Origin of the sequence: Psychrobacter immobilis, from assembly GCF_904846225.1 — a bacterium.
GTDB lineage: Bacteria > Pseudomonadota > Gammaproteobacteria > Pseudomonadales > Moraxellaceae > Psychrobacter > Psychrobacter immobilis_F.
In genome coordinates, this window is sequence record NZ_CAJGZJ010000021.1 from 1 (window position 1) to 21,889 (window position 21,889).

Here is a 21,889-nt window from a genome sequence, read left to right on the forward strand (position 1 = left end):
AAGGGTGGATGGAGAATAATCTACCTAAACTGTTTCATGATATGGGTTGTATCTCTTTTATTCTGGATTGACTATAGTAACTCTTAGGTGTCACTAGAATATTCCTATATTGTTATATATAGTTGGAAGTTTTAAAAATGCTATGCAGTCAATTCACTATAAAACAGACACAGTGCTACTGGGATAAACTTTTCACTGACTATATACACAATGCGCTTAATTATTTTTCACAAAAAATCCTATTATCATAGACAATATGATTTTTTGTTTTCGACAACATTTAGCAAAATTTCGCCGTTTTAAGTCGCACTATTTAAGTGGTGACACGCCCTAGATAAGATAGTCTATGCTGCTTTTTCGCTACCTTTATCAGTATAGCTTTCGCTTGCCTGCTTAATTTTCGTTAAGATATCTTTTATCTCAGACGCTGACATATAAGTTGGCACCGCGTAGGTATCACTCACTTCTTTGGCAGCGGCTTTAGCGATACTATCAAAATCACTGACCTGCATCCCTTTAACAGTTGGATTGATATTCAAAACTTCAATCAAGTCGCGCACTTGAGCAATAAAATAGTCTGTTAGGTTACTATTATTGGCTTGAGAATCCTTCACGATACCCGTTTTTTTAGCCAATTCAGCCAATCTTTTTTTGGCAACATTACGATTGATATCAAGCACATAAGGCAGCACGATAGCATTGGCTCGGCCATGAGGAATACTGTAATACGCACCCAATTGATGGGCAATGGCATGGACATAACCAAGGCCCGCTTTGTTAAAAGCGATCCCACCATAATGCGCGGCAATACCCATCTCTTCTCTTGCTTTTAGATCAGCTCCATCTTTATAAGCCAATGGTAAATAGTGCATAACGGATTTGACGGCAGAGGCCGCATAATAATCGGTTTCTACGCTTGCGTTTACACTCATCCATGCTTCAAGAGCATGCGTCAATACATCAATGCCCGTGTCTGCCGTAATATGTGCGGGCATGCCTTTCATAATAATAGGGTCAATAGCCGCGGCTAATGGCACCATTCTTGGGTCGATAGACAATGCTTTTTGATGAGTTTCGTCGTCTGACACAACCGCACCAAGCGTCGCTTCTGAGCCTGTGCCAGCCGTCGTAGGGATACAATATAGCGGCGTTGCAGGCTTTCTTGCTTTAAGAATGCCGATTAGCTGTCTGGGCTGGCAGTTATTGCCTTGCGACATTGCAATCATCTTAGCCGCATCAATCACCGAGCCGCCGCCAATAGCGATTATCGAATCACAATCAGCTGCTAAAGATTGACGCAGCCCTTCTTCTACCACCTTAAAAGTAGGGTCTGGCGTCACACCATCATAGACTGTATAGCTGATGTTTTTTGCCTCTAGGTAATCAATCACTTTGGCTGGTATGCCAAGCTTATTTAGCACTGCATCAGTGACGATAAAAACATTATGACTACCTTCATTGATGAGCATATCGCATAGCTCATCACAAGAAGTCTCACCGACAAATAACATCGGTCTTCTAATCGGTATCACATAAGCAAACGCTTTTAGCACTTTGGCGCGAGTCTTAGCAACGGCCAAATAACCTGCATGCTGTAATGTATTAGCATTGACTAATTTACCGCTGACTAATTTTGAAATACTATTTTGTTTTTTCATGGCCACAAAAATCCTTCTTAATGATGTTAATAACAGCCATAACGGTCATTTTAATCTGCTGATAATGATCGTTATTAAAGTAAAAAATATACAGATAGTGTGAGCGCGTACATCAAGCAAGCGACTGTCCCAATTTATTGTACCACCGCCCTTTTTGGTATGTTGCTCTTATTATGAACTGCTATGTTTCGATAAAAATTGAATTGTATAGTCAGCTGAAAACAAAACAGTTATACGAGCTTAAATGCGCTACTGGTATAAATTTTCCTTGCTTGCTGTTATCACAGAGGCTGCGTAAAATTCATTCCAGTAGCGCTGTGTTCTTTTTATGGTGCATCGACTATATTTAATTTCTATCATTTAAATAGCTATCAATTAACTTGAGAGTATACCCTACTTAGGCTAAACCATACTCGCCTGCAACAACTGCTTCGAATATAGATGCTGTGGATTATTGAAAAGCGCTTCGGTACGCCCAGACTCAATACATACACCGTCTTTTAGCACCATAATATGCTGACACAAGGCGCGTACTACTTTTAAATCATGACTAATAAACACATAGCTGACGTGCAGTTTTTCCTGAATTTCACGCAGTAAATTGACCACAGTCACCTGCGTCGTGCTATCGAGTGCGGACGTGGGTTCATCCAATATCAATAGACTTGGTTTCATAATGAGCGCACGTGCCAATGCCACGCGCTGACGCTGACCACCTGATAGCTCATGGGGATAACGTTGGGCAAAATCCAGCGGTAAATGCACGGTAGCAAGACTGTCCATCACCGCTTTCTGACGAGTTATTTTGTCGACACCTTGTACTAGTAGTCCTTCTTCCACTATCTGCAATACGGTCATACGCGGATTGATACTGGCAAATGGATCTTGAAATACCATTTGAATCTGTGAGCGAAAGGTGCGCAATGCTTTTTTAGACAATGCTGAGATATCTTGCCCATTGACCATTATCTGGCCACTCACGACTGCTTGATTGCTGAGTAACTGACTGAGCGCAAGGGCAATCGTCGTCTTTCCAGAGCCAGACTCACCAACGATACCTAGCGCATGGCCTTTTTGTATCGTCATATCGACATCTTTGACCGCGTCGAACCAGCGCTTAGTAACACCAAACACACTTTTTTCAATTGGAAACTGTACTTTGAGATTATTCACTTCTAGTACACTTGATTGCTTATCTTCGTTATCATCTATTAGATCTAATGCTCGCCCAAAGTCTTGTTTGATAAGCGTACGCGTATATTCTGCCTTAGGCTGGTCAAACACAGTGAGCGTTGGCCCTTGCTCAATCGTCTGTCCTTGACGCATAACGATGACTTCATCACTATAACACTTGACCAAATTTAGATCATGACTAATCAGCACCATTGCCATATTATGCTGACGCTTGAGATCATCCAATAGCTCAAGTATTTCATGTTGCAAGGTCACATCAAGCGCCGTCGTGGGTTCATCAGCGATTAATATATCAGGCTGTTGAGCCAACGCCATGGCAATCATTACGCGTTGACGCTGACCGCCCGATAGCTCATGTGGATAACGTTTTAGCTTATCGATAGGATCTGTGATATTGACGTCATCTAGCAAAGCGATGCTTTTGTCTCGCCACTGCTTTTTGGGTACACCGCTTAAACGCAGTGATTCGGCGATTTGCTTGGCGACCGTATGCAATGGATTTAACGCTGTCATCGGCTCTTGAAATACCATCCCAATACGCTGACCACGGATACAGCGCAATGCAGCATTACGCGCATTATCATTTGCTATTGGTAGCGTAACCATTGCTGCTGAGCCTGCCAGCTGCACCTGACCACTAATGACCAGATTATCAGGCAGCAAGCCCAACAACGCCAGACTCGCAATCGATTTGCCAGAGCCTGACTCGCCAACGATGGCTAAAGTTTGTCCTTGTCTCAGCTCATACGAGAGTTGATCAACTAAAGTCATACTGGCGGATGTGACAATACTCAGCTTATCTACTGTCAGCATTAGCTTGTTTAGAGTATCGCTGTTATTTTCTTTTGGACGGTCGTTTTTTACAGTAGTCATTGTCAAATGAGTATTTATCATATTAAGAGCGCCTTGGATCGAACGCATCACGTAGCGCTTCACCAACGAAGATAAGCAATGATAAAATGAAGGTCAAGCTAAAGAATCCCGATAATGCCAACCAAGGGGCATCGAGGTTGTTTTTCCCTTGCACCATCAGCTCACCCAGTGATGGAGAACCAGGTGGCAACCCATATCCCAAGAAGTCGAGCGCGGTTAAAGCAATAATGTTGGCGGTTAAGATAAATGGCAGCTGCGACAAGCTTGATGCTAATGCGTTTGGCAGAATGTGTCTACGCATAATTTGACTGTCCGAAACACCAAGATTGCGGGCAGCGCGGACATAATCAAAATTGCGCGCTCGCAAAAACTCTGCTCTTACCAAACCGACCAATCCCATCCAACCGAATAGCAGCATCATGGCGAACAGCATCGTGATACTAGGGCTAAATAAACTAACCAAGATAATAATCATAAAAAGCTGCGGCATCCCGCCCCATACTTCCATGAAGCGTTGCCCTGCCAAATCTACCCAACCACCATAATATCCCTGTATCGCACCGACAATAATGCCAATTAGTGCACCCGCGAGCGTCAATGCCAGACCAAACAATAACGATACTCGCAACCCATAAAGTATTCGCGCCAGCACATCACGGCCCAAGTCATCAGTACCGAGCCAATTCTGACTGTTGGGCGCTGCTGGATACGGAATGCCTAGCTCAACATTGGGCGTCTGATCGGCAAAGGGAATGAGCGGCATTATATAATAACCCTGATCATTGATCAGCGTCTGAACGGCAGGATCTTTATAGTTGGTTTCAGTCTCAAAAATACCGCCAAAAGTCGTTTCAGGATATGCTTTTAATATCGGAAAGTAATAATCATCCTGATAATGCACCAATAGCGGTTTGTCATTGGCTATCACATCGGCTGCCATACAAATGACAAATATCAGCAAAAAAACAAACAGTGATATCAGTCCAAGGCGGTTGCGGCGAAAACGATTTAGACGTGCCTGCCAAATAGGATTTAGACGGCGTTTTTTTTGGACAGCCACAGGAGCAGCCGTTGAGGATTGCGGATGACTTGACATTAGCGCCCCTCAAAATCAATGCGCGGATCGATTAAGTGATAACTTAAATCACTGATTAACTGTAATAGCAGTCCCACCAACGTAAAAATAAATAACGTACCAAATATCACAGGATAGTCACGCTGCTGAATAGCCTCAAACCCCAGTAACCCTAACCCATCAAGTTTAAAAATAATCTCGATAAGAAAATTACCAGCAAAGAAAATCCCGACGATAGCCGCTGGAATACTCGCAATAATAATCAACATTGCATTACGAAATACATGCCCGTATAAAACCTGACGCTCATTTAAGCCTTTGGCGCGAGCGGTGAGCACATACTGCTTACCAAGCTCTTCCAAAAAGCTGAACTTGGTCAAATAAGTCAAGCCAGCAAAACCGCCAACCGTACTTGCTAGGAGCGGCAGTGTCAAATGCCAAAAATAATCTTTGACCTTACCAAGTGTGCTTAATTGATCGAAATTCTCAGAGGTTAATCCTTGCAGCGGAAAAATATTCCAATAGCTACCACCTGCAAAAAATACCAATAGTATGACGGCAAATACAAATACAGGTATCGCATGGCCAATGGCAAGGAACATGGCGGTGGCTTTATCAATCCCTGAACCATGATGCATGGCTTTATACACCCCGAGTGGAATAGCTATCATATAAATGAGCAGCGTACTCCATAATCCGAGCGAAATTGAGACAGGCAGCTTTTCTACAATAAGAGCGGTTACCGGTTGCCCTTTAAAAAACGACTCGCCAAAATCTAGCTGAGCATAGTTTTTTAATATTAGCCAAAAGCGTTCAGGGGCAGATTTATCAAAACCGTACTGGGCATTGATGGCATTGACCATCTCCTCTGACAAGCCGCGAGTCCCTTGATAGGTGCTGTTGCCACCTGCACTACCTGCGCCAATATTAGCGCTGAGTGCGTTGTCTTTTCTACCTTGCTCGATAAGCACCAGTTGCTGTTCAACAGGACCACCTGGTGCGGCTTGTACAATCACAAAATTTGCCAGCAATATCAAAAAAAGCGTTGGTACGATTAGCAATAACCTTTTTAAGATATAACGACCCATAATAGCGATTTCCTAAAGTAAAAATATGACAATGGAGAAAGTGGGCAATTAACTTTTAACAGAGCAGCGTGGTGGTTTAAAACATTTAACTTTAAAACTAAATTTAAAAAATGACCGTTTAAAAGTCGTTTTTGAGCTCACGTAAAGCGGTAAACACGGTCAAAGAATTTTCGTCAGCAAGATCCATTTTAGAATTGACACCCGCTATCACACTCGGCTCTTGCGCCCGTAAAAACACATTTACTGCGCGCTCATGTTCCAAAGTCACAGGTAAGGTCGGCATGCCCTGAGCCGTTTTTTCTTCTGCTTGTATCAGTGCTTGCTGCATTGCCTCATTGTTAGGCTCAATAAACAGACCAAAGTGTAAATTGCTAGCGGTATATTCGTGGGCTGGATACAGTAACGTCTTGGCTGGCAAACCATCTAAACGCTTAAAGCTGTCATGTAATTGTTCAATCGTACCAGTGAACACACGGCCACAACCAGCACTAAATAGCGTGTCACCGCAAAAGCAATGCTGACGACCCTCGATATCTAAAACATAAGCTACGTGACTGGCTGTATGTCCAAACACCTCCCACACTTGTGCTGTACAACCCCAAGCACTTACCGTACTACCGTCCTTTATCGTCTGATCTTCATCTACGTTATGCTCAGCGTGAGCAACCAGATGGGTCATGGGGTAAGACTCTTGTAGCTCTGCGACGCCGCCGATATGATCATGGTGGTGATGGGTGGTCCAAATCGAGGTCAGCTCCAGCTCATTTTCTTCTAAATAGGCGATGACAGGTGCCGCTTGCCCTGGATCAATGACAATCGCCTGCTTATTACTTTCGTTAATCAGTGTCCAAATGTAATTGTCATTAAATGCTTTGATCGGGTGAATACGAATACTCATGTTAAATCCTTACCAATAGTTATTTTTATTGCTCGTTTTTTTTGCAAACACTTATAGATTGAAAATGATGTTATTTCTTTAAATAATTGTTAACACGCGTCTCTGCTTTTTTATCCGACCACCAGTAGTCAATACCGACGGCATTGGTAGGCAATTTATCAGTATGACGATATTGATCCCAATAGGCGACATTGGTACCAGACTTGCGATATAAAGGCACCAAATAGTAACCTGCGCGCAATAAGCGATCAAGCACATGAGTATAGAGAACAATTTCGTCACGATTTTTAGCATTGCCTAGTTTTTCTATGACGCTATCAATCACCGCATTTTTGATACCGGGTGTATTTTGATTGCCAGCTTGATCGGCGGCAGCACTGCCCCAAAAGCCAAACTGTTCCGCACCGGGGGATAAACTTTGGGCAAATACATCAACCACCATATCGTAATCGAAACGGCGCATACGCTCATAATACTGCGGACCATCGACTTGGCGCAGCGTCGCATCAAATCCCAAACGTTTTAGATTGCGAATATAAGGCAGCAATACACGTCCTACCGTCTCACCCGTCATCAAAATCTCAATTTTGGCGCGTTGACCATTGGGCTGATACAGTTTCATATCATCATAATAAAACCCAGCATCCAACAATAACTGCCGCGCCGCAAGCAATCCTTGACGATTAAAACCACTACCGTCACTGGTTGGCAGTTGCCACTCTGTCAATACCGCCTGACGCTGAATCGGCTCAAGCTTGGATAAGAATGGACTGAGCACCTTCATCTCTTCAGCCGATGGCGTTCCTGTCGCAGCCAGCTCCGAGCCATAAAAAAAGCTTTGCAAGCGTTCGTATTGACCATGAAATAAAGTCTTATTCATCCATTCAAAGTCATAAGCTGCACTCAATGCTTGGCGAACGCGAATATCTTGAAAAATTGGTTGGCGCATATTCATGACCAGACCTTGCATCGGTACTGGGTTTTCACTACTTATCGTTTCTTTATTAATCATGCCAGCCTTTACCGCAGGGAAGTTATAACCTGTTGCCCAGTTAGAGGCTTTGTTTTCAGGGCGAAAGCGATATTGACCAGATTTAAACCCTTCAAAAGAAATCTCATCACTTTGATAATATACAAACTTAATCATATCAAAGTTATAACGACCACGATTAACCATCAAATCACGTCCCCAATAGTTGGGATCACGCACATAGCTGACCGCACGACCTGCATCAACACGGCCAAGCTTATAAGGCCCACTACCCATCAATGGTGTCAGGGTTATTTTTTCAAAATCCGTATCGATAGAGGACTTGGCAAATATTGGAAACTGCCCGACGGTCAATAAAATTTCTTTATTGTTACTTGAGGCAAAAACGAACTTTACTTGTTGCTTATCAATAATTTGTACCTTGCGGATGTCACCCAAATAACTGCGAATATACATTGGCCCTTTGTTCAATAGCGCATCAAATGTCGCTTTGACATCGCTACTGGTCACGGGCGAGCCGTCCCAAAAACGGGCAGCGGGGTTTATATGATAGATAATCCAGCTCGTATCCGCTGGATCATAAGTCACCTTGTTTGCCAGCTGCGGATACATGGTAAATGCTTCGTTCAATGAGCCCGTCATCAAGGTATCATATAGATAATCAGTGCCAGCCATCGCCACACCTGTCGTCATCCATTTGTTTGCAGCATTAAAAGTTCCCTGCGCACCCAATGAGAGCGTGCCTCCAGTTGGCGCATCTGGATTGGCATAGGGCATAAAGGGAGCGTTAATATACTCAGTAGGGCTATTATGTCCCAGCGCAGTAATCGTCATTGGCGCCGCCAAACTGACTGGCATCCAACTGACAGCAAGGGCGAGTAAGACGGTTCGTAGCATGGCATTTTTTATCATAATAGCGTTATAACCAGCCTCTGTGCTAAACCCATTGATGTATTGAGAATTTATTAAGAAACATCAATACAGTAAAAATTCATCATAACAAATTTAGGTTTTTTCACCTAATGGTTTACCGTGTTAAGTGTGGCACCTTATGCGTCAATAATGCAAAAATCAAACGCACATTCAATAAAAAAGACGCAGTCCATAGGATTTGCGTCTTTTTATTCTAAAACTCACACGTATTTAAGCGTACTTTTTTTCAAATGCTATCATAAAGTCGACCAATTGCTGCACCCACTCAAGCGGCACCGCATTGTAAATGCTGGCACGCATACCGCCAACATCACGATGACCTTTTAGATTCATCAAACCCGCTGCCTTTGACTCTTCTAAAAATACTTTATCAAGGGCACTATCAGGCAAAGTAAATGGCACATTCATGATCGAGCGATATTTATGAGCGATTGGATTACTATAAAAGCCACTGTCATCGATTGTTTTGTACAATAAGTCTGCTTTTTGCTGGTTGATTTTGCCAATGGCAGCAACACCGCCCTGCTCTTCTAACCAATCAAAAACCAAACCTGCTAGATACCAGGAGTAAGTCGCTGGCGTGTTCGACATAGATTCTTTTTCGGCTTGATGGGTATAGCTCAGCAGCAAGGGACACCACTCACTTGCCTGCCCCAATAAATCTTCACGGACAATAACAATGACCAATCCCGCAGGACCAATGTTCTTTTGTGCACCCGCATAAATCATACCAAACTTGGACACATCAATTGGCTGTGACAAGATGCAAGAAGACATATCAGCGATAAGGGGTGCATCAACTTGGGGCGGCTCAAATATCTGCAAGCCATGAATGGTTTCATTGGCGCAATAATGGAAATACGCCGCATCATCGCTCACATTCCAATCGCTTTGAGCAGGCACATCAGTAAAATTACTGTCTTTACCAGTTGCTACTAAATTAACCTCACCAAGACCTAGAGTGGCATAACGCTGGGCTTCTTTGATCGCTTTACCTGACCAAGCACCAGTCGTTAAATAGTCTGCACGCCCGCCTTTTAAAAGGTTCAATGGAATCGCTGAAAATTGCAGACTAGCGCCACCTTGTAAAAACAGTACTTTATAGTTATCTGGAATTTCCATCAACGAACGCAATTTAGCTTCGGCTTTTTCAGTAATCTCAATGTATTCTTTACTACGATGACTCACTTCCATCACCGACATACCACTCCCTTGCCAATCAAGCAGCTCTTCTTGAGCACGTGATAATACCTCAGTCGGTATTGTGGCAGGCCCTGCAGAAAAGTTAGGTAAACGGTTAGGCGTCGTAGTATTGAAAGTTGGTGTAGGTTCTGAGTTTGTAGACATGGCTTTCATCCTAAATATGATGGGATCATCGTTGTTAATTGGGCTTTGAAACTTAAAACACGCTAAAATTGATCTTAGGGCGTGTTGAACATTCACAAATAGGCACTGCTGATAGCTAAAATGGTTTCATACAAGGCGCAAGTTGACGATAATGTTAATACCTTAGCTAGAATTGCAACGCAGTGTGGAGCGATTTTAGCATCAGCCCTGAGGACGGAGTAAGCAAAGTACTGCTTTGCCCGTCCGCAAGACAAGAGCTATGCTCGCAGTGAGGACAGGACGCTTTTTTACCACTTCTTTGTTAAAAATAGACGCTTAGAATGACTAAACTTATTATTTTTAAATTTGAATTGTCTAAAAAATAGTCTCTGTCAGTGCCATGGTCGAATGTTCAACACGCCCTAGTTTTTATTGAGTTAAGAACAACTATATTACCAATACAGAGCTTATTTATATAAAAATTTACTTATCATAGAAGGTACTTATCATAGAAAGCTATTTATGTACAAAGCCATCAATTTATATAAAAAACGATCAAAGTGCCAGTTAAAAAACAGCCAAACCAGAAAGCTGCTCCCAAAACTGACGCTTTAAGCTGCTATCAGCGAGCATCTCATCTAATGCGGGCATAACAGTAAGATTAGGATGCTCAAGTCCTTCAGGCAGGGCGGTCAATGCAGCGACTTGTATGTCTTCACTTCTACCTATTTTAAATACATAACCTGCAAGGCTGGCATTGGCAAGCTCGGCCGTATCCATGCCTGCACAGATAGGAAATGACGTTGTCTCGCAAGTTATGGATAGTGCTTGCGTGATATTTTCCCATAACTTTTGGCTATTATTGTTCAGTGCTTGAATATCAACCAAGATCACCCAATTGCCATAGCGGCCACCTTGTAAGTCAAATGGGACCACTTTAATATTATGGTCACGATAACTTTCAGTTGGCTGATTCTGTTTAGCAGATGCCGTTACTGACTGTACTATCTTATCTACAATAGGGCTGATAGTAGCGTCAGCGGTGCTCGTATCAAAACTATAGGTTACTGGCTGCTGCTCGTCAGGTTGATTTAAACCAATATCATTAATGTCGTTATAATTATGACTAATAGTTTCATGATCTACTATGTTTGGAACAGCGTCCACGGACTCAATATCTGAAATATCATCATTTAAATCGTCAATGCTCGGTTGTTCAATACTTACGTTAGAAGAAGTAGACTGAATAGTTTTATATGCTGCGGTAGGCGCAGAGATATCTGCAATATTAATAGTTTCTGAGCTTGGTTGCACCCACTGATTAATACCCATCATCGCTAAAATCTGGCGCTGCTGCATACGATGTTGCAATATGATTAGCGGGTCTTGGATATCACTCATGCGTCTCTACTATCCTACTTGTCTTAAATGGGTTTATAGGTTTCTATTTGACAAAATCGTCTAAAAAATATCGCTTCTTGGCATTCACATACTCACTTCACCAAGCATCATCAAGTCAAGCAAAAATCCGACGAACTCCTAACCAATGCTCTGACAGTAAGCGTAATCAGTCGCACTCGTCTTGACTGACTATCGTATCGCGTAACATCGCCGTATGCAATGTACTCAGCCATTGTCGGTAATCATTATAAGTATAACCATGGTCAATAGTAGCATTATTAGCATGGCTACTATTTGTATGACCATTATAATCTATTTGATGACTGCTCTGTTGCCTCTCTCGACAATTACCATCAGGATTACGTGCGCCAATATAGTCAGCTGAAAATAAAACAGTTATACAAGCTTAAATGCGCTGCTGGTATAAATTTTACTGGCTTGCTATCTTAACAAGATTTGGAATCAAATCATGACCCATTTTTTTGCAAAAAAAAGCCCTTTACGATAAAGGGATTAATACAATGCAAAAGCATTTTTAATTATTTGTTGAGACAGTTATCAAATTTTAAGCAAAAAAAAGCGACTCCAAAAGCAAATCCTCGGCACACATCGTGACTATTACCGTTGCTACCTTCCGGTCCTGGCGGGATTCATAGAACAATGTTGCGAGGCTACCAATGGAGCCACCAGTTGCAAATTATACAAGAATTTTTCAGTATTACAACCCCCTTTGTAAAACTGTTTGTTTTAGGGCATAAAATAAGTAGTAACCTAAGTGACAAAATTCTTACAGCAGCACTTTTAAATTTTGCTATTTTAGTGCATGAAGCTGGACAGACATTGTCATCTAACAAATAAAATGAACAGCTTCTAGTATGTATATTAATTTTAATAAGACTCGCATCAACCTTACTTAGGAGATAATCATGAAAACTAATCTATTTAACAAAGCAGCGCTCACTACAGGTACGGCACTTCTATTAACAGCAATGATGGGCGGCGCACATGCAGAAACAACCGGCTACGACCAGCTGACTTTTCAATCAGAAGTAAAAGAAGAAATCCAAAATGACGAAGTACGCGCCAGCTTATATAAAAAAGCCCAAGCCACTGACTCTAAAACGCTAGCCACGACTCTCAACACGACAATTAACAGTGCAATGAAAATTGCCAAGCGCTATCCTAGCGTCACAGTTAGCACAGGCCAACAAACCACCTATCCTCGCTATGATAAAAATGACAAAATCATCGGCTGGACAGGACAGGCAAATATAGAGTTAAAGAGCACAGATTTTGCAGCGACGAGCCAGCTCATTGCAGACTTGCAAGAAACCTTGGTCATGGACAATCTAAACTTTGGTGTTTCAGACACTAAAAAAACTGCATTAGAGCAAAAACTGATGACTGAAGCTTCTCGTGCTTTTCAACAACAAGCTAAAAATCTAACACGTGCATGGGATGCTCGCAGTTATCGTGTGGTGAATGTCAATCTAAATACAGGCAGCAACTATCCCCGCCCGATGTATGGCGTTTTTGCTATGAAGTCTGCATCTGCTGACTCAGTACCAAGTCAGAACTTTGAGTCTGGTAATAGCACCATTTCAGTAACGGCTAACGGTACTATTGAGCTGACTAAATAAAACCGCTCAACCTTCAAAACTGAGCTATTAGTATTAAAAAAGGCAAGCACTATAGACAGTACTTGCCTTTTTCTTATGATGTGTATTCGGTGAAAAATTAAATCGATACATCAATCGTCAGATACTACTGGAATGAATTTTCCTCGCTTGCTGTGCCGTTACAGACAGAGGCTTCGAAAAACTCATTCCAGCAGTACTGTCGCGCTTTTATTTTTTTTGACTATATCAAAACACGTGAATAATGAGCAGAACTGAGGTATGACCTATTATAGCTATAAATCAATTTAAGGCTTAGCGGTATTCTTTTGACGCATTTTCAACATGACTTTTTGATGCCATGGCAAATTCTGATAGGCCAAAAGCTGTTTCGCAATCTTTTTATTATTCTGTAAAGTGGTATTGTTTTGAATTACATAAATGGTGCGCGAGACTTGTTGTAGCACCTGCCCTTCTTTGTTCTTGACTACCGCTTGTACGCTATGTTCGCCCGGTAATATATCAACAGTCGCAATCGACGTATTTAAACCTTTTGCTACTTCGTTATCATCAAAATAAATACTGATGCTATCGCCTGCTTGTAGTGCTGGTTTAATTTGTACGCTCACGTTAACGTTTTGTGCTGGACGGCGATAAGCCCGCTCCTCACTCGGCTCTATTAAGGTTAATTGGTAATTTACCTGTACCGCTTTGACAGCTGCTACTGGTATAGTTGCCGTTTGAGCATTATTAGCAGCGTTGCCGTTAGTGCTATTGTTTGAGCTGGTATTGCTTGAACTAGAACTATCTGAATTAGAACTGTCTGATTTAGAACTGTCTGATTTAGAACTACTATTGCCCGTACTAACCGAAGTTTGACTGACTTGTTTATCCGCTTGTTGCTCATAGCTTTGTGGACGATCGGTGAAAGTCACTTGACCTGTTTTTTTATCAACAATTTTATAAATAGGTGCGGCATTTGCCGTTGTCATATAAACACTGGCGGCGCTAATCATCACAGTAGCCAGCACGCTTATCGTTAAACCACCTTTTAAGAAGCTCGGTTTTGATGATGAAATCATAGTCAGTCAACCTAATCGTTATGTAGTACTAATTAATATGCTATTGTGAAAGCCATTATGCGGTAATTTTAATGGTAAATCAGTAATGAATTTATAGAAGTCATAATATTTGAGGTGGTAAATTCTTACCAGTAGACACAAAAAAACCAGCCAAGATTGCCTCAGCTGGTTTTTTTTATTGAAAAAGCTTTGAAAAGCTAACTACTCACTAGCAGCTGTAATAAAGATCAAACTCAACTGGATGCACGGTAACGTTGACACGCTGCACTTCTTCTTCTTTCAGTGCAATGAACGCTTCTAGCATATCTTCGGTGAACACATCGCCTTTTAACAAGAACTCATGATCATCACGCAACGCTTGTAGTGCCACTTCTAGACTTTCAGCAACCGTTGGGATTTGCGCTTCTTCTTCTGGCGGCAAGTCATATAAGTTTTTGTCAGCGGCTTCGCCTGGATGCATTTTATTCTGAATACCATCAAGACCAGCCATCAATAGCGCAGCAAAAGCTAGATACGGGTTAGCGGCTGGATCAGGGAAACGCGCTTCGACACGGACAGCTTTAGGGCTACTAACATGTGGAATACGAATAGACGCTGAGCGGTTAGAGGCTGAGTACGCTAGTTTAATAGGTGCTTCATAATGTGGCACTAGACGCTTATAGCTGTTGGTCGATGGGTTGGTAATCGCATTCAAAGCGCGAGCATGATTGATGACACCGCCGATGAAATATAGTGCTGTTTCAGACAAGCCAGCGTATTCATCACCTGAGAACGTGTTTACGCCATCTTTAGAGATTGACATATGCACATGCATACCTGACCCATTATCACCAACGATTGGCTTAGGCATAAAGGTCGCTGTTTTGCCAAACTGATGCGCGACATTATGAACGACGTATTTTAACTGTTGTACTTCATCCGCTTTTTTGACTAGCGTATTGAAAGCGACGCCAATCTCTGACTGACAAGGTGCTACTTCATGATGGTGTACTTCGATACAGCCTTCGCCGATGATTTCTTCAATACGTTCGCACATCACAGCACGCATATCGTGTGAGCTATCAATTGGTGGTACTGGGAAATACGCCCCTTTAACACGTGGACGATGTCCCATGTTGCCCCACTCATAGTCATTGTTGGTTGACCATGGCGCTTCTTCTGCGGTGATTTTATGGCTAACACCTGACATATCGATTGACCATTTAACATCATCAAATACGAAGAATTCTGGCTCAGGACCGAAATAAGCGGTATCACCGATACCCGTAGACTTTAAGTACTCTTCTGCACGGCGGGCGATAGAGCGTGGATCACGTTCATAGCCTTGAAGCGTTGATGGCTCGATAATATCGCACGTCACTACCACAGTCACTGCATCAAAGAAAGGATCAAGAAAAGCGGTCTCTGGGTCTGGACGTAAGATCATATCTGACGCTTCGATACCTTTCCAACCAGCAATAGATGAGCCATCAAACATTTTACCGTCTTCCATGACTTCTTCATCAACGCTATGCGCTGGGAAACTGATGTGCTGCTCTTTACCGCGTGTATCGGTAAAGCGGAAGTCGACCCATTTAGCATTAGAGGATTTGATAAGGTCTAGTAGTTTGTTCGACATAAATAGTCTCCGTTGTGTTAATCACGTTATTACAAGTTAAAGTTCTTGGTGCAATTTTTTGGTTTAAGCATGTTAAATGTGTTTCTAAATAAAGCCAAACAGCGCATCTAATATTATACTTATTATCAACACTATTCACGTTATTAGTCAAGAGGCTCGTTTAGATCATATCCTCAATGAGGCCAATGATCATCTCTCAAAATGATTCATATGCCAAATCGGTTCTCATATTATTCTAACAATATCTGACTTACCATGCTGCACTCTTCAGGTAGTTGTTGCTAGCTATTTCTAGATCACGCTATTTTTGGATCGCGCTATCGCTATAAATAATCGTAACATTAATATTGCAAAGACTGTGCCAATTTACTTATTTTTTTAATTTTATCAGAAGTCATAGCTATATTAATTATCATATACTTCAAATACTTAATCTAATATATTTATATTTTAAGAATATTTTTAAAAGGTTTAGATCTCTATTTTTAGCTCACTAACATTCATGTAATACTCTAGACTTGCACAGAATTAGTGCATCAGAAATGAATGATTTATCAGTGATGTGCTTTTATAGTGCATCTCTAATGTTTACGAATATTTAATTAGCTCGTCATTAGAGAAGCACAACCTGCGAGATAAGAAAAACCAATTTTTATTCACCGCTCATTTACGCAGCTTGCACACCACATTTGATAGACGGCAAAATAGTGGTAAGATAACCGCGTTCTACAAAAGCGATTGTCACTGTTAACCTGACTCGAATTTGATTATTAAGACATCTCAAAATAAACATAGATAACTATAATTTTTGAAAATACCATCACGTGCACAAGTTGAAAATCTAATGATTCTGATGATCGATAATTACGACAGCTTTACGTACAATATTGTACAGTACTTCGGTGAATTACAGCAGGACATCACCGTTTGGCGTAACGATCAAATGACTATCGAACACATTAAAAACTTGGCACCCGACGTAATCGTCATCGGCCCCGGCCCTTGCGACCCTGACCGTGCTGGTATTTCGTTAGATGTTATCGAAACTTTTAAGGGGATTATTCCAATATTGGGAATTTGCTTAGGACACCAAGCGATTGGACAAGCATTTGGTGGACGAGTGGTTAAAGCGGGTAAAATCATGCATGGACGATTATCTGCCATTTATCATAATGACGAAGGCGTTTTTGCAGGACTACCTAATCCATCGCAAGTCACGCGTTATCATTCACTCGTCATTGACAAGACCAGTTTACCTGATTGTTTGGAGCTGACATCATGGACTCAAAATATTGATGGTAGTATCGAGGAAATAATGGGCATTCGTCATAAAACGTTTGCCATCGAAGGCGTACAATTCCATCCTGAGTCTATCTTAAGTGAAGCTGGCTATCAGTTGCTCAATAACTTTTTGCAGACTCATAATTTGGCTGTATTAGCCTCAGACCAATTGCCGCAAGTCAGTTAGCTGTGGACTGAGAATAAAAGTTTAATAATAAGATTAGTCCTCAATCACAGTAATCATATCTAAATAGCCTACAATAAAACCAATACATAAAAAATATTAAGCGAGATAATAATGAGCACGACTAAAACAGAGGGAAACCACGCACCAGATACGATTGCTCGACTGTCTGATGAAGAAATACACAAGCTGCTAACCACGGCTTTAGGCAGAATATTTCAGCATATTGACTTAACGTTTGATGAGATGTATCAGGTCATGCTTGTCATCATGCAAGGAAGATGTAGCGATGCGATGATGGGCGCTATTTTGACGGGATTGCGGATGAAGGGTGAATCCATTGATGAAATCACCGCATCTGCCAGTGCCATGCGCGCTTTGGCGGCGAATATTACGCCGAAGGATTGTGATTACTTAGTGGATATCGTCGGTACGGGTGGTGATGGTGCTAATTTATTTAATGTTTCTACCGCATCCGCCTTTGTTGCCGCAGCCGCAGGGGCGCAAGTTGCCAAACATGGTAACCGCGGCGTATCGACCAAATCTGGTAGCTCAGACTTACTCGAACAAGCAGGTATTAGTCTTGCGCTCACGCCTGAGCAAGCAAAAGACTGTATCGAAAATCAAGGGCTTGGCTTTTTGTTTGCACCCAATCATCACAGCGCCATGCGTTATGCCAATCCAGTACGTCGCGAATTAAAATCACGTACAATCTTTAATATTTTGGGGCCATTAACCAATCCTGCTGGAACGCCCAATCTGGTCATTGGCGTCTTTACGGCTCAACTCTGTGAACCTATCGCCAAAGTAATGAAAAACTTGGGCGCACGCCATGTGATGGTCGTTGGCGCAAAAGATGGATTAGACGAAATCAGCCTTGCAACCTCCACCACGGTCGCTGAGCTAAAAGATGGAGAAATATCCGTGTATGAGATGATGCCAGAAGATGCGGGCATTGAGTCACAAACGCTGATTGGTCTCGATGTTGACTCTCCACAGCAAAGCCTTGATTTGATTCGTGCTGCACTATCTGGAACAGAAACAAACGATCGCTCGGTACTCAAAGCTCGTGATATGATTGCATTAAATGCAGGCGCGGCGATATATACCGCAGGGCTTGCCAGCAATTACCCAAATGGTGTCAGCCAAGCACAAAAAATCCTCCAAAATGGTGAGGCTTTAATCAAGCTTGAGTCTTTAGCCAAATACACGCAGTTGCTCGCAGCTAAAGGTTAAGCAGTAAGCAGTAAGCAGTAAGCACCATTATTGTGCAAACCTAGCCAGCACTATCTATTCACATTTAATGATATTCGGATACCAGCATGAACAATACAAATATTCCGTCAGTATTACAGCGCATCGTCGCAACCAAAATAGAAGAAGTAAAAGCGGCTCGCGCAGTATTATCTCTTGAAGACTTAAAAGTGCAAGTGGCCGCTGATGACAAACCACGCCGAGGTTTTGCTGCTGCTCTTCGATATGCCAGTGCTAAAGAGAACGGTGTCGGCATCATCGCTGAGATCAAAAAAGCCTCACCTTCTAAAGGTGTTATTAACCATAATTTTGCGCCTGCCTTATTTGCTCAGCAGTACGAACAAGCGGGTGCCAGCTGCCTGTCTGTATTGACAGACCGTGATTATTTTCAGGGCGATGACAGCTATCTTATTCAAGCCTCTAACGTTGTAAGCCTGCCTATATTACGTAAAGACTTTATGATTGATGTTTATCAAATCTATCAGTCTTATTTAATGGGTGCAGATTGTATATTGTTGATCATGGCCTGCCTCGATGACACTCAAGCAAGAGAATTACATGCACTGAGTATCGACCTAGGTATGGACGTATTGATTGAAGTACATACCGAGGCTGAACTGGAGCGTGCTTTACAATTACCACGTTCAGAACACAACATCTATGGTATCAATAATCGCGATTTGAATACTTTTACAGTAGATTTGCAAACAACACTTAATCTAAAGAACACTCTATTACGAGAGCTGGCTATTGACGATGCTATGGCGTCTAATCCAAATGATAACTTACAGCGACCTCTTATCGTCACCGAAAGTGGCATCCATAGTGCAGACGATATTCGTTTGATGCTGAGCCATGATATCCAGCACTTTTTAATCGGTGAGCAGTTTATGAAGACCGATCATCCTGGACAAGCGTTACAATCCTTACTTGCGAGCGTCGCAGCAGACGGGTAAAGTAACTGACATAGTTTAGGATTTAATAAGATTAGATGGCCAATATGAATACAATATTGGCTATTATAAATAGTATGAAATCATTCATTCATCAACCAACGATACGTTAACTTTTATGTCAAACTCCTTATTTTCAAAAGAAATGCAAGACCAACTCAAAGAGCTCAAAGGCCAACTAAGCAAAGGGCATGACGCAGATTCGCCTGAAGGCGAAAATCAAAAGCCAACAGAGCCTGTTTCATTGCTGAGCCAAAAACAGGTCAAAAAGACGGTCAAACAATTAAACAGTGAACATGTCGATGACGATAAAGTTCTGTTTATGCAAGCCATGCATGGCGTTAATCAGCTTGAAGACAAAAACGTTCGCTCACCTGCCAGTGCAGAAAAAGCACGCAAACCTGATGCAACGACATTATCGAAACGTGCTGCCGCTCAAGGTAGTGAGGCCAGCAACTTAGGTGCAGGCTTGTCAGACATGCAAGCACTACTAAATCCTGTCGCTGGAGAGGCATACTTGTCTTATAAACAGCCAACCTTGCAAAACAAAATCTTTGATCAGCTCAAAAAAGGCAAGTTGCGCTGGTATGATGCCGTAGATATCCATGGTTGTACCATTGAAGAAGCACGCGATGCGATGACGCAATTACTCAGCCAAGCCAAGCAGAACAATGAAACTATGGTGAAAATTGTTCATGGCAAAGGCAGCGAAGCCATCCTAAAAACCTGTGTGAATGGTTGGTTACGTCAGTTGCCAGAAGTGTTGGCCTTTTGCTCTGCCCCGCCAAAAGACGGTGGTAACGGTGCTGTATTGGTACTGCTTAAAAAGCCTAAAACTGATGGCGAATAAGTATTACTGTTTTAACCTGAAAAAGGACTGCGAATAAGCAGTCCTTTTTTATATAAGCCAATCGTATGTTTATTCTATAACTGCCTTTAGATATATATCTACAGTACTTTCATGCACACATTTTTCTCATTGTTAAGGTGAATCAATTATGAGTATACAAACCATTGAAAACCTTCAAGCGTTAGATGAACACATCACAATGTTAATTGCTATCGAGCCAAAATTTGCTTCGGTCTATAAGCAAGTTGGACTACCAAGCCTTAGGCACAATGTTGGTGGGTTTGAGCAGCTAATGAGAGCGATGGTAGGTCAACAGCTGTCTGTGGCAGCAGCCGCTAGTATTTGGCAACGATTGGTTGATGCCAATCTGACCAATCCGCAAGCGATTAATGAAGCGACAGACGAGACGTTACGAGAAAAAGGCTTGTCTAAGCAAAAAACACGTTACGTCCGATCATTAGTAGAGCATGATATAGATTTTGCTGCCTTAAAAACCCTACCCGATGAAGAAGTCATAAAAACGCTGACAGCTGTGACTGGTATCGGACGCTGGACGTCCGAGATGTACTTATTATTCTCATTAAAACGAGCAGATGTACTTGCGGTCGATGACTTAGCCATCAAAGTCGCAGCGATGGAGTTACTCGGTTTGGCAGAGCGCCCGACACCCAAACAGTTAAAGCATCTGACGCAAGACTGGTCGCCCCATCGTAGCGCTGCCAGTCTTTTATTATGGTCATACTATGGTTTATTGCGCAATAAAACAGCCATGCCTTTGTAAGGTAAACACTTAACCTTGTGCCATGACCCATCTAAGTGTCTTGTTTGATTAAAATTTTGGTGGTGTATCAGAAAGTATGCTGAAGAATAAAGGAGGGTAACAGCCGAAGCAAGATGATATATTTGAGGTTATGAAGACACAAATAGATATCAATTGCCCCGACTGTCACAGTCCCAGTTTAAAGAAAAATGGCATAAAAAGCTATGGTAAGCAAAACTACCAATGTAAAGACTGTAGACGTCAGTTCATTGGAGATCATGCCTTAACTTATAACGGCTGTCACTCTAGAATAGAAGACCTCATACGACTAATGACGGTTCGAGGTTGTGGTGTTAGAGACATAGCCGTTATAGTAGAGGTTAGTATTGGCAAAGTGCTCAGCACCATAGGCTCATCCGTTTATAAAATTGCGCCTAAAAAGCGCTACTATGAACGCTTAGAGGTTGATGAGTTCTGGACTTACGTGTATCGCAAGAAACGTAAAGTCTGGCTCATTTATGCTTATGACCGTGTTACCAATGAGATGGTGGCTTATGTCTGGGGTAAACGTGACTTGAAAACGGCTAAGAAGCTAAGAGCACATCTTAAGCAACTTAAAGTGGGCTATGACTCTATTAGCATGGATAACTGGGACAGCTTTATAACGGCTTTTAAGGCAGATAACAAACGGGTTGGCAAACAGTATACCGTTGGCATAGAAGGTAATAACTGCCGCTTAAGACACCGATTACGTCGAGCCGTTAGAAAGACTTGTTGTTTCTCAAAGAAGCTCGACAATCACTTTAAAGTGTTTGATCTGGTGTTCTATTATGTCAATTATGGCTATGTCTGAT

The 21,889-nt window shown here is 42.0% G+C and carries 17 protein-coding genes and 1 other RNA gene; 7 read left to right on the plus strand and 11 right to left on the minus strand.

All coding sequences use genetic code 11. From position 1 onward, the window contains the following. Positions 1-344: 344 nt before the first annotated feature. The 9 genes from JMX48_RS11775 to ffs form a co-directional block, all read right to left on the minus strand. Complete coding sequence (locus JMX48_RS11775) at positions 345-1,658, minus strand: iron-containing alcohol dehydrogenase (protein ID WP_201538015.1); 1,314 nt, start codon at positions 1,656-1,658, stop codon at positions 345-347. 402 nt (positions 1,659-2,060) lie between these two features. Continuing rightward, a complete protein-coding gene (locus JMX48_RS11780) occupies positions 2,061-3,725 on the minus strand; it encodes an ABC transporter ATP-binding protein (RefSeq protein ID WP_201538087.1) in 1,665 nt (554 codons plus the stop codon). A gap of 22 nt (positions 3,726-3,747) precedes the next feature. Beyond that, entirely contained in the window at positions 3,748-4,821 is a 1,074-nt protein-coding gene (locus tag JMX48_RS11785) for an ABC transporter permease (protein ID WP_201538017.1), read from the minus strand. Continuing rightward, a complete protein-coding gene (locus tag JMX48_RS11790; protein WP_201538019.1) occupies positions 4,821-5,888 on the minus strand; it encodes a microcin C ABC transporter permease YejB in 1,068 nt (355 codons plus the stop codon). The genes JMX48_RS11785 and JMX48_RS11790 overlap by 1 nt, the downstream gene beginning before the upstream one ends. Positions 5,889-6,006: 118 nt before the next feature. After that, complete coding sequence (gene gloB / locus JMX48_RS11795) at positions 6,007-6,786, minus strand: hydroxyacylglutathione hydrolase (RefSeq protein WP_201538021.1); 780 nt, start codon at positions 6,784-6,786, stop codon at positions 6,007-6,009. 70 nt (positions 6,787-6,856) lie between these two features. After that, positions 6,857-8,689, minus strand: coding sequence for an extracellular solute-binding protein (locus JMX48_RS11800; RefSeq protein ID WP_201538023.1), 1,833 nt, complete (start codon positions 8,687-8,689; stop codon positions 6,857-6,859). Between the two features lie 231 nt (positions 8,690-8,920). Further along, entirely contained in the window at positions 8,921-10,057 is a 1,137-nt protein-coding gene (gene serC, locus JMX48_RS11805; RefSeq protein ID WP_201538025.1) for a 3-phosphoserine/phosphohydroxythreonine transaminase, read from the minus strand. 546 nt (positions 10,058-10,603) lie between these two features. Next, positions 10,604-11,437, minus strand: a complete 834-nt coding sequence (locus JMX48_RS11810; RefSeq protein WP_201538027.1) for a hypothetical protein — start codon at positions 11,435-11,437, stop codon at positions 10,604-10,606. Positions 11,438-12,020: 583 nt separating this feature from the next. Beyond that, an RNA gene (gene ffs, locus JMX48_RS11815) (signal recognition particle sRNA small type) lies at positions 12,021-12,117 on the minus strand. A gap of 246 nt (positions 12,118-12,363) precedes the next feature. Here ffs and JMX48_RS11820 point away from each other — a divergent pair. Beyond that, on the plus strand, positions 12,364-13,077 hold the full coding sequence (locus JMX48_RS11820) for an SIMPL domain-containing protein (protein WP_201538029.1): 714 nt from the start codon (positions 12,364-12,366) through the stop codon (positions 13,075-13,077). A gap of 284 nt (positions 13,078-13,361) precedes the next feature. On the opposite strand, the gene JMX48_RS11825 is transcribed toward JMX48_RS11820, so the two are convergent. Both JMX48_RS11825 and glnA read right to left on the minus strand, forming a co-directional pair. After that, complete coding sequence (locus JMX48_RS11825; RefSeq protein ID WP_201538031.1) at positions 13,362-14,135, minus strand: DUF4124 domain-containing protein; 774 nt, start codon at positions 14,133-14,135, stop codon at positions 13,362-13,364. A gap of 208 nt (positions 14,136-14,343) precedes the next feature. After that, entirely contained in the window at positions 14,344-15,753 is a 1,410-nt protein-coding gene (gene glnA / locus JMX48_RS11830) for a type I glutamate--ammonia ligase (protein ID WP_201538034.1), read from the minus strand. Positions 15,754-16,597: 844 nt separating this feature from the next. Between glnA and JMX48_RS11835 the strand changes: the two genes are divergently transcribed. The 6 genes from JMX48_RS11835 (at position 16,598) to JMX48_RS11860 (ending at position 21,888) form a co-directional block, all read left to right on the plus strand. Continuing rightward, positions 16,598-17,221 carry an anthranilate synthase component II gene (locus tag JMX48_RS11835; RefSeq protein WP_201538089.1) on the plus strand — a complete coding sequence of 208 codons (624 nt, stop codon included), beginning with the start codon at positions 16,598-16,600 and terminating at the stop codon, positions 17,219-17,221. A 111-nt stretch (positions 17,222-17,332) separates the two neighbouring features. Next, positions 17,333-18,454 carry an anthranilate phosphoribosyltransferase gene (gene trpD, locus JMX48_RS11840; RefSeq protein ID WP_201538036.1) on the plus strand — a complete coding sequence of 374 codons (1,122 nt, stop codon included), beginning with the start codon at positions 17,333-17,335 and terminating at the stop codon, positions 18,452-18,454. Between the two features lie 86 nt (positions 18,455-18,540). Then, on the plus strand, positions 18,541-19,428 hold the full coding sequence (gene trpC, locus JMX48_RS11845; RefSeq protein WP_201538038.1) for an indole-3-glycerol phosphate synthase TrpC: 888 nt from the start codon (positions 18,541-18,543) through the stop codon (positions 19,426-19,428). Between the two features lie 115 nt (positions 19,429-19,543). Then, positions 19,544-20,275, plus strand: coding sequence for a Smr/MutS family protein (locus JMX48_RS11850; RefSeq protein WP_201538039.1), 732 nt, complete (start codon positions 19,544-19,546; stop codon positions 20,273-20,275). Between the two features lie 148 nt (positions 20,276-20,423). Then, on the plus strand, positions 20,424-21,056 hold the full coding sequence (locus tag JMX48_RS11855; RefSeq protein WP_201538041.1) for a DNA-3-methyladenine glycosylase family protein: 633 nt from the start codon (positions 20,424-20,426) through the stop codon (positions 21,054-21,056). Positions 21,057-21,186: 130 nt separating this feature from the next. Further along, positions 21,187-21,888: an IS1 family transposase gene (locus JMX48_RS11860; protein WP_201538043.1), complete on the plus strand. Its 702-nt coding sequence runs from the start codon at positions 21,187-21,189 to the stop codon at positions 21,886-21,888. Position 21,889: the final 1 nt, after the last annotated feature.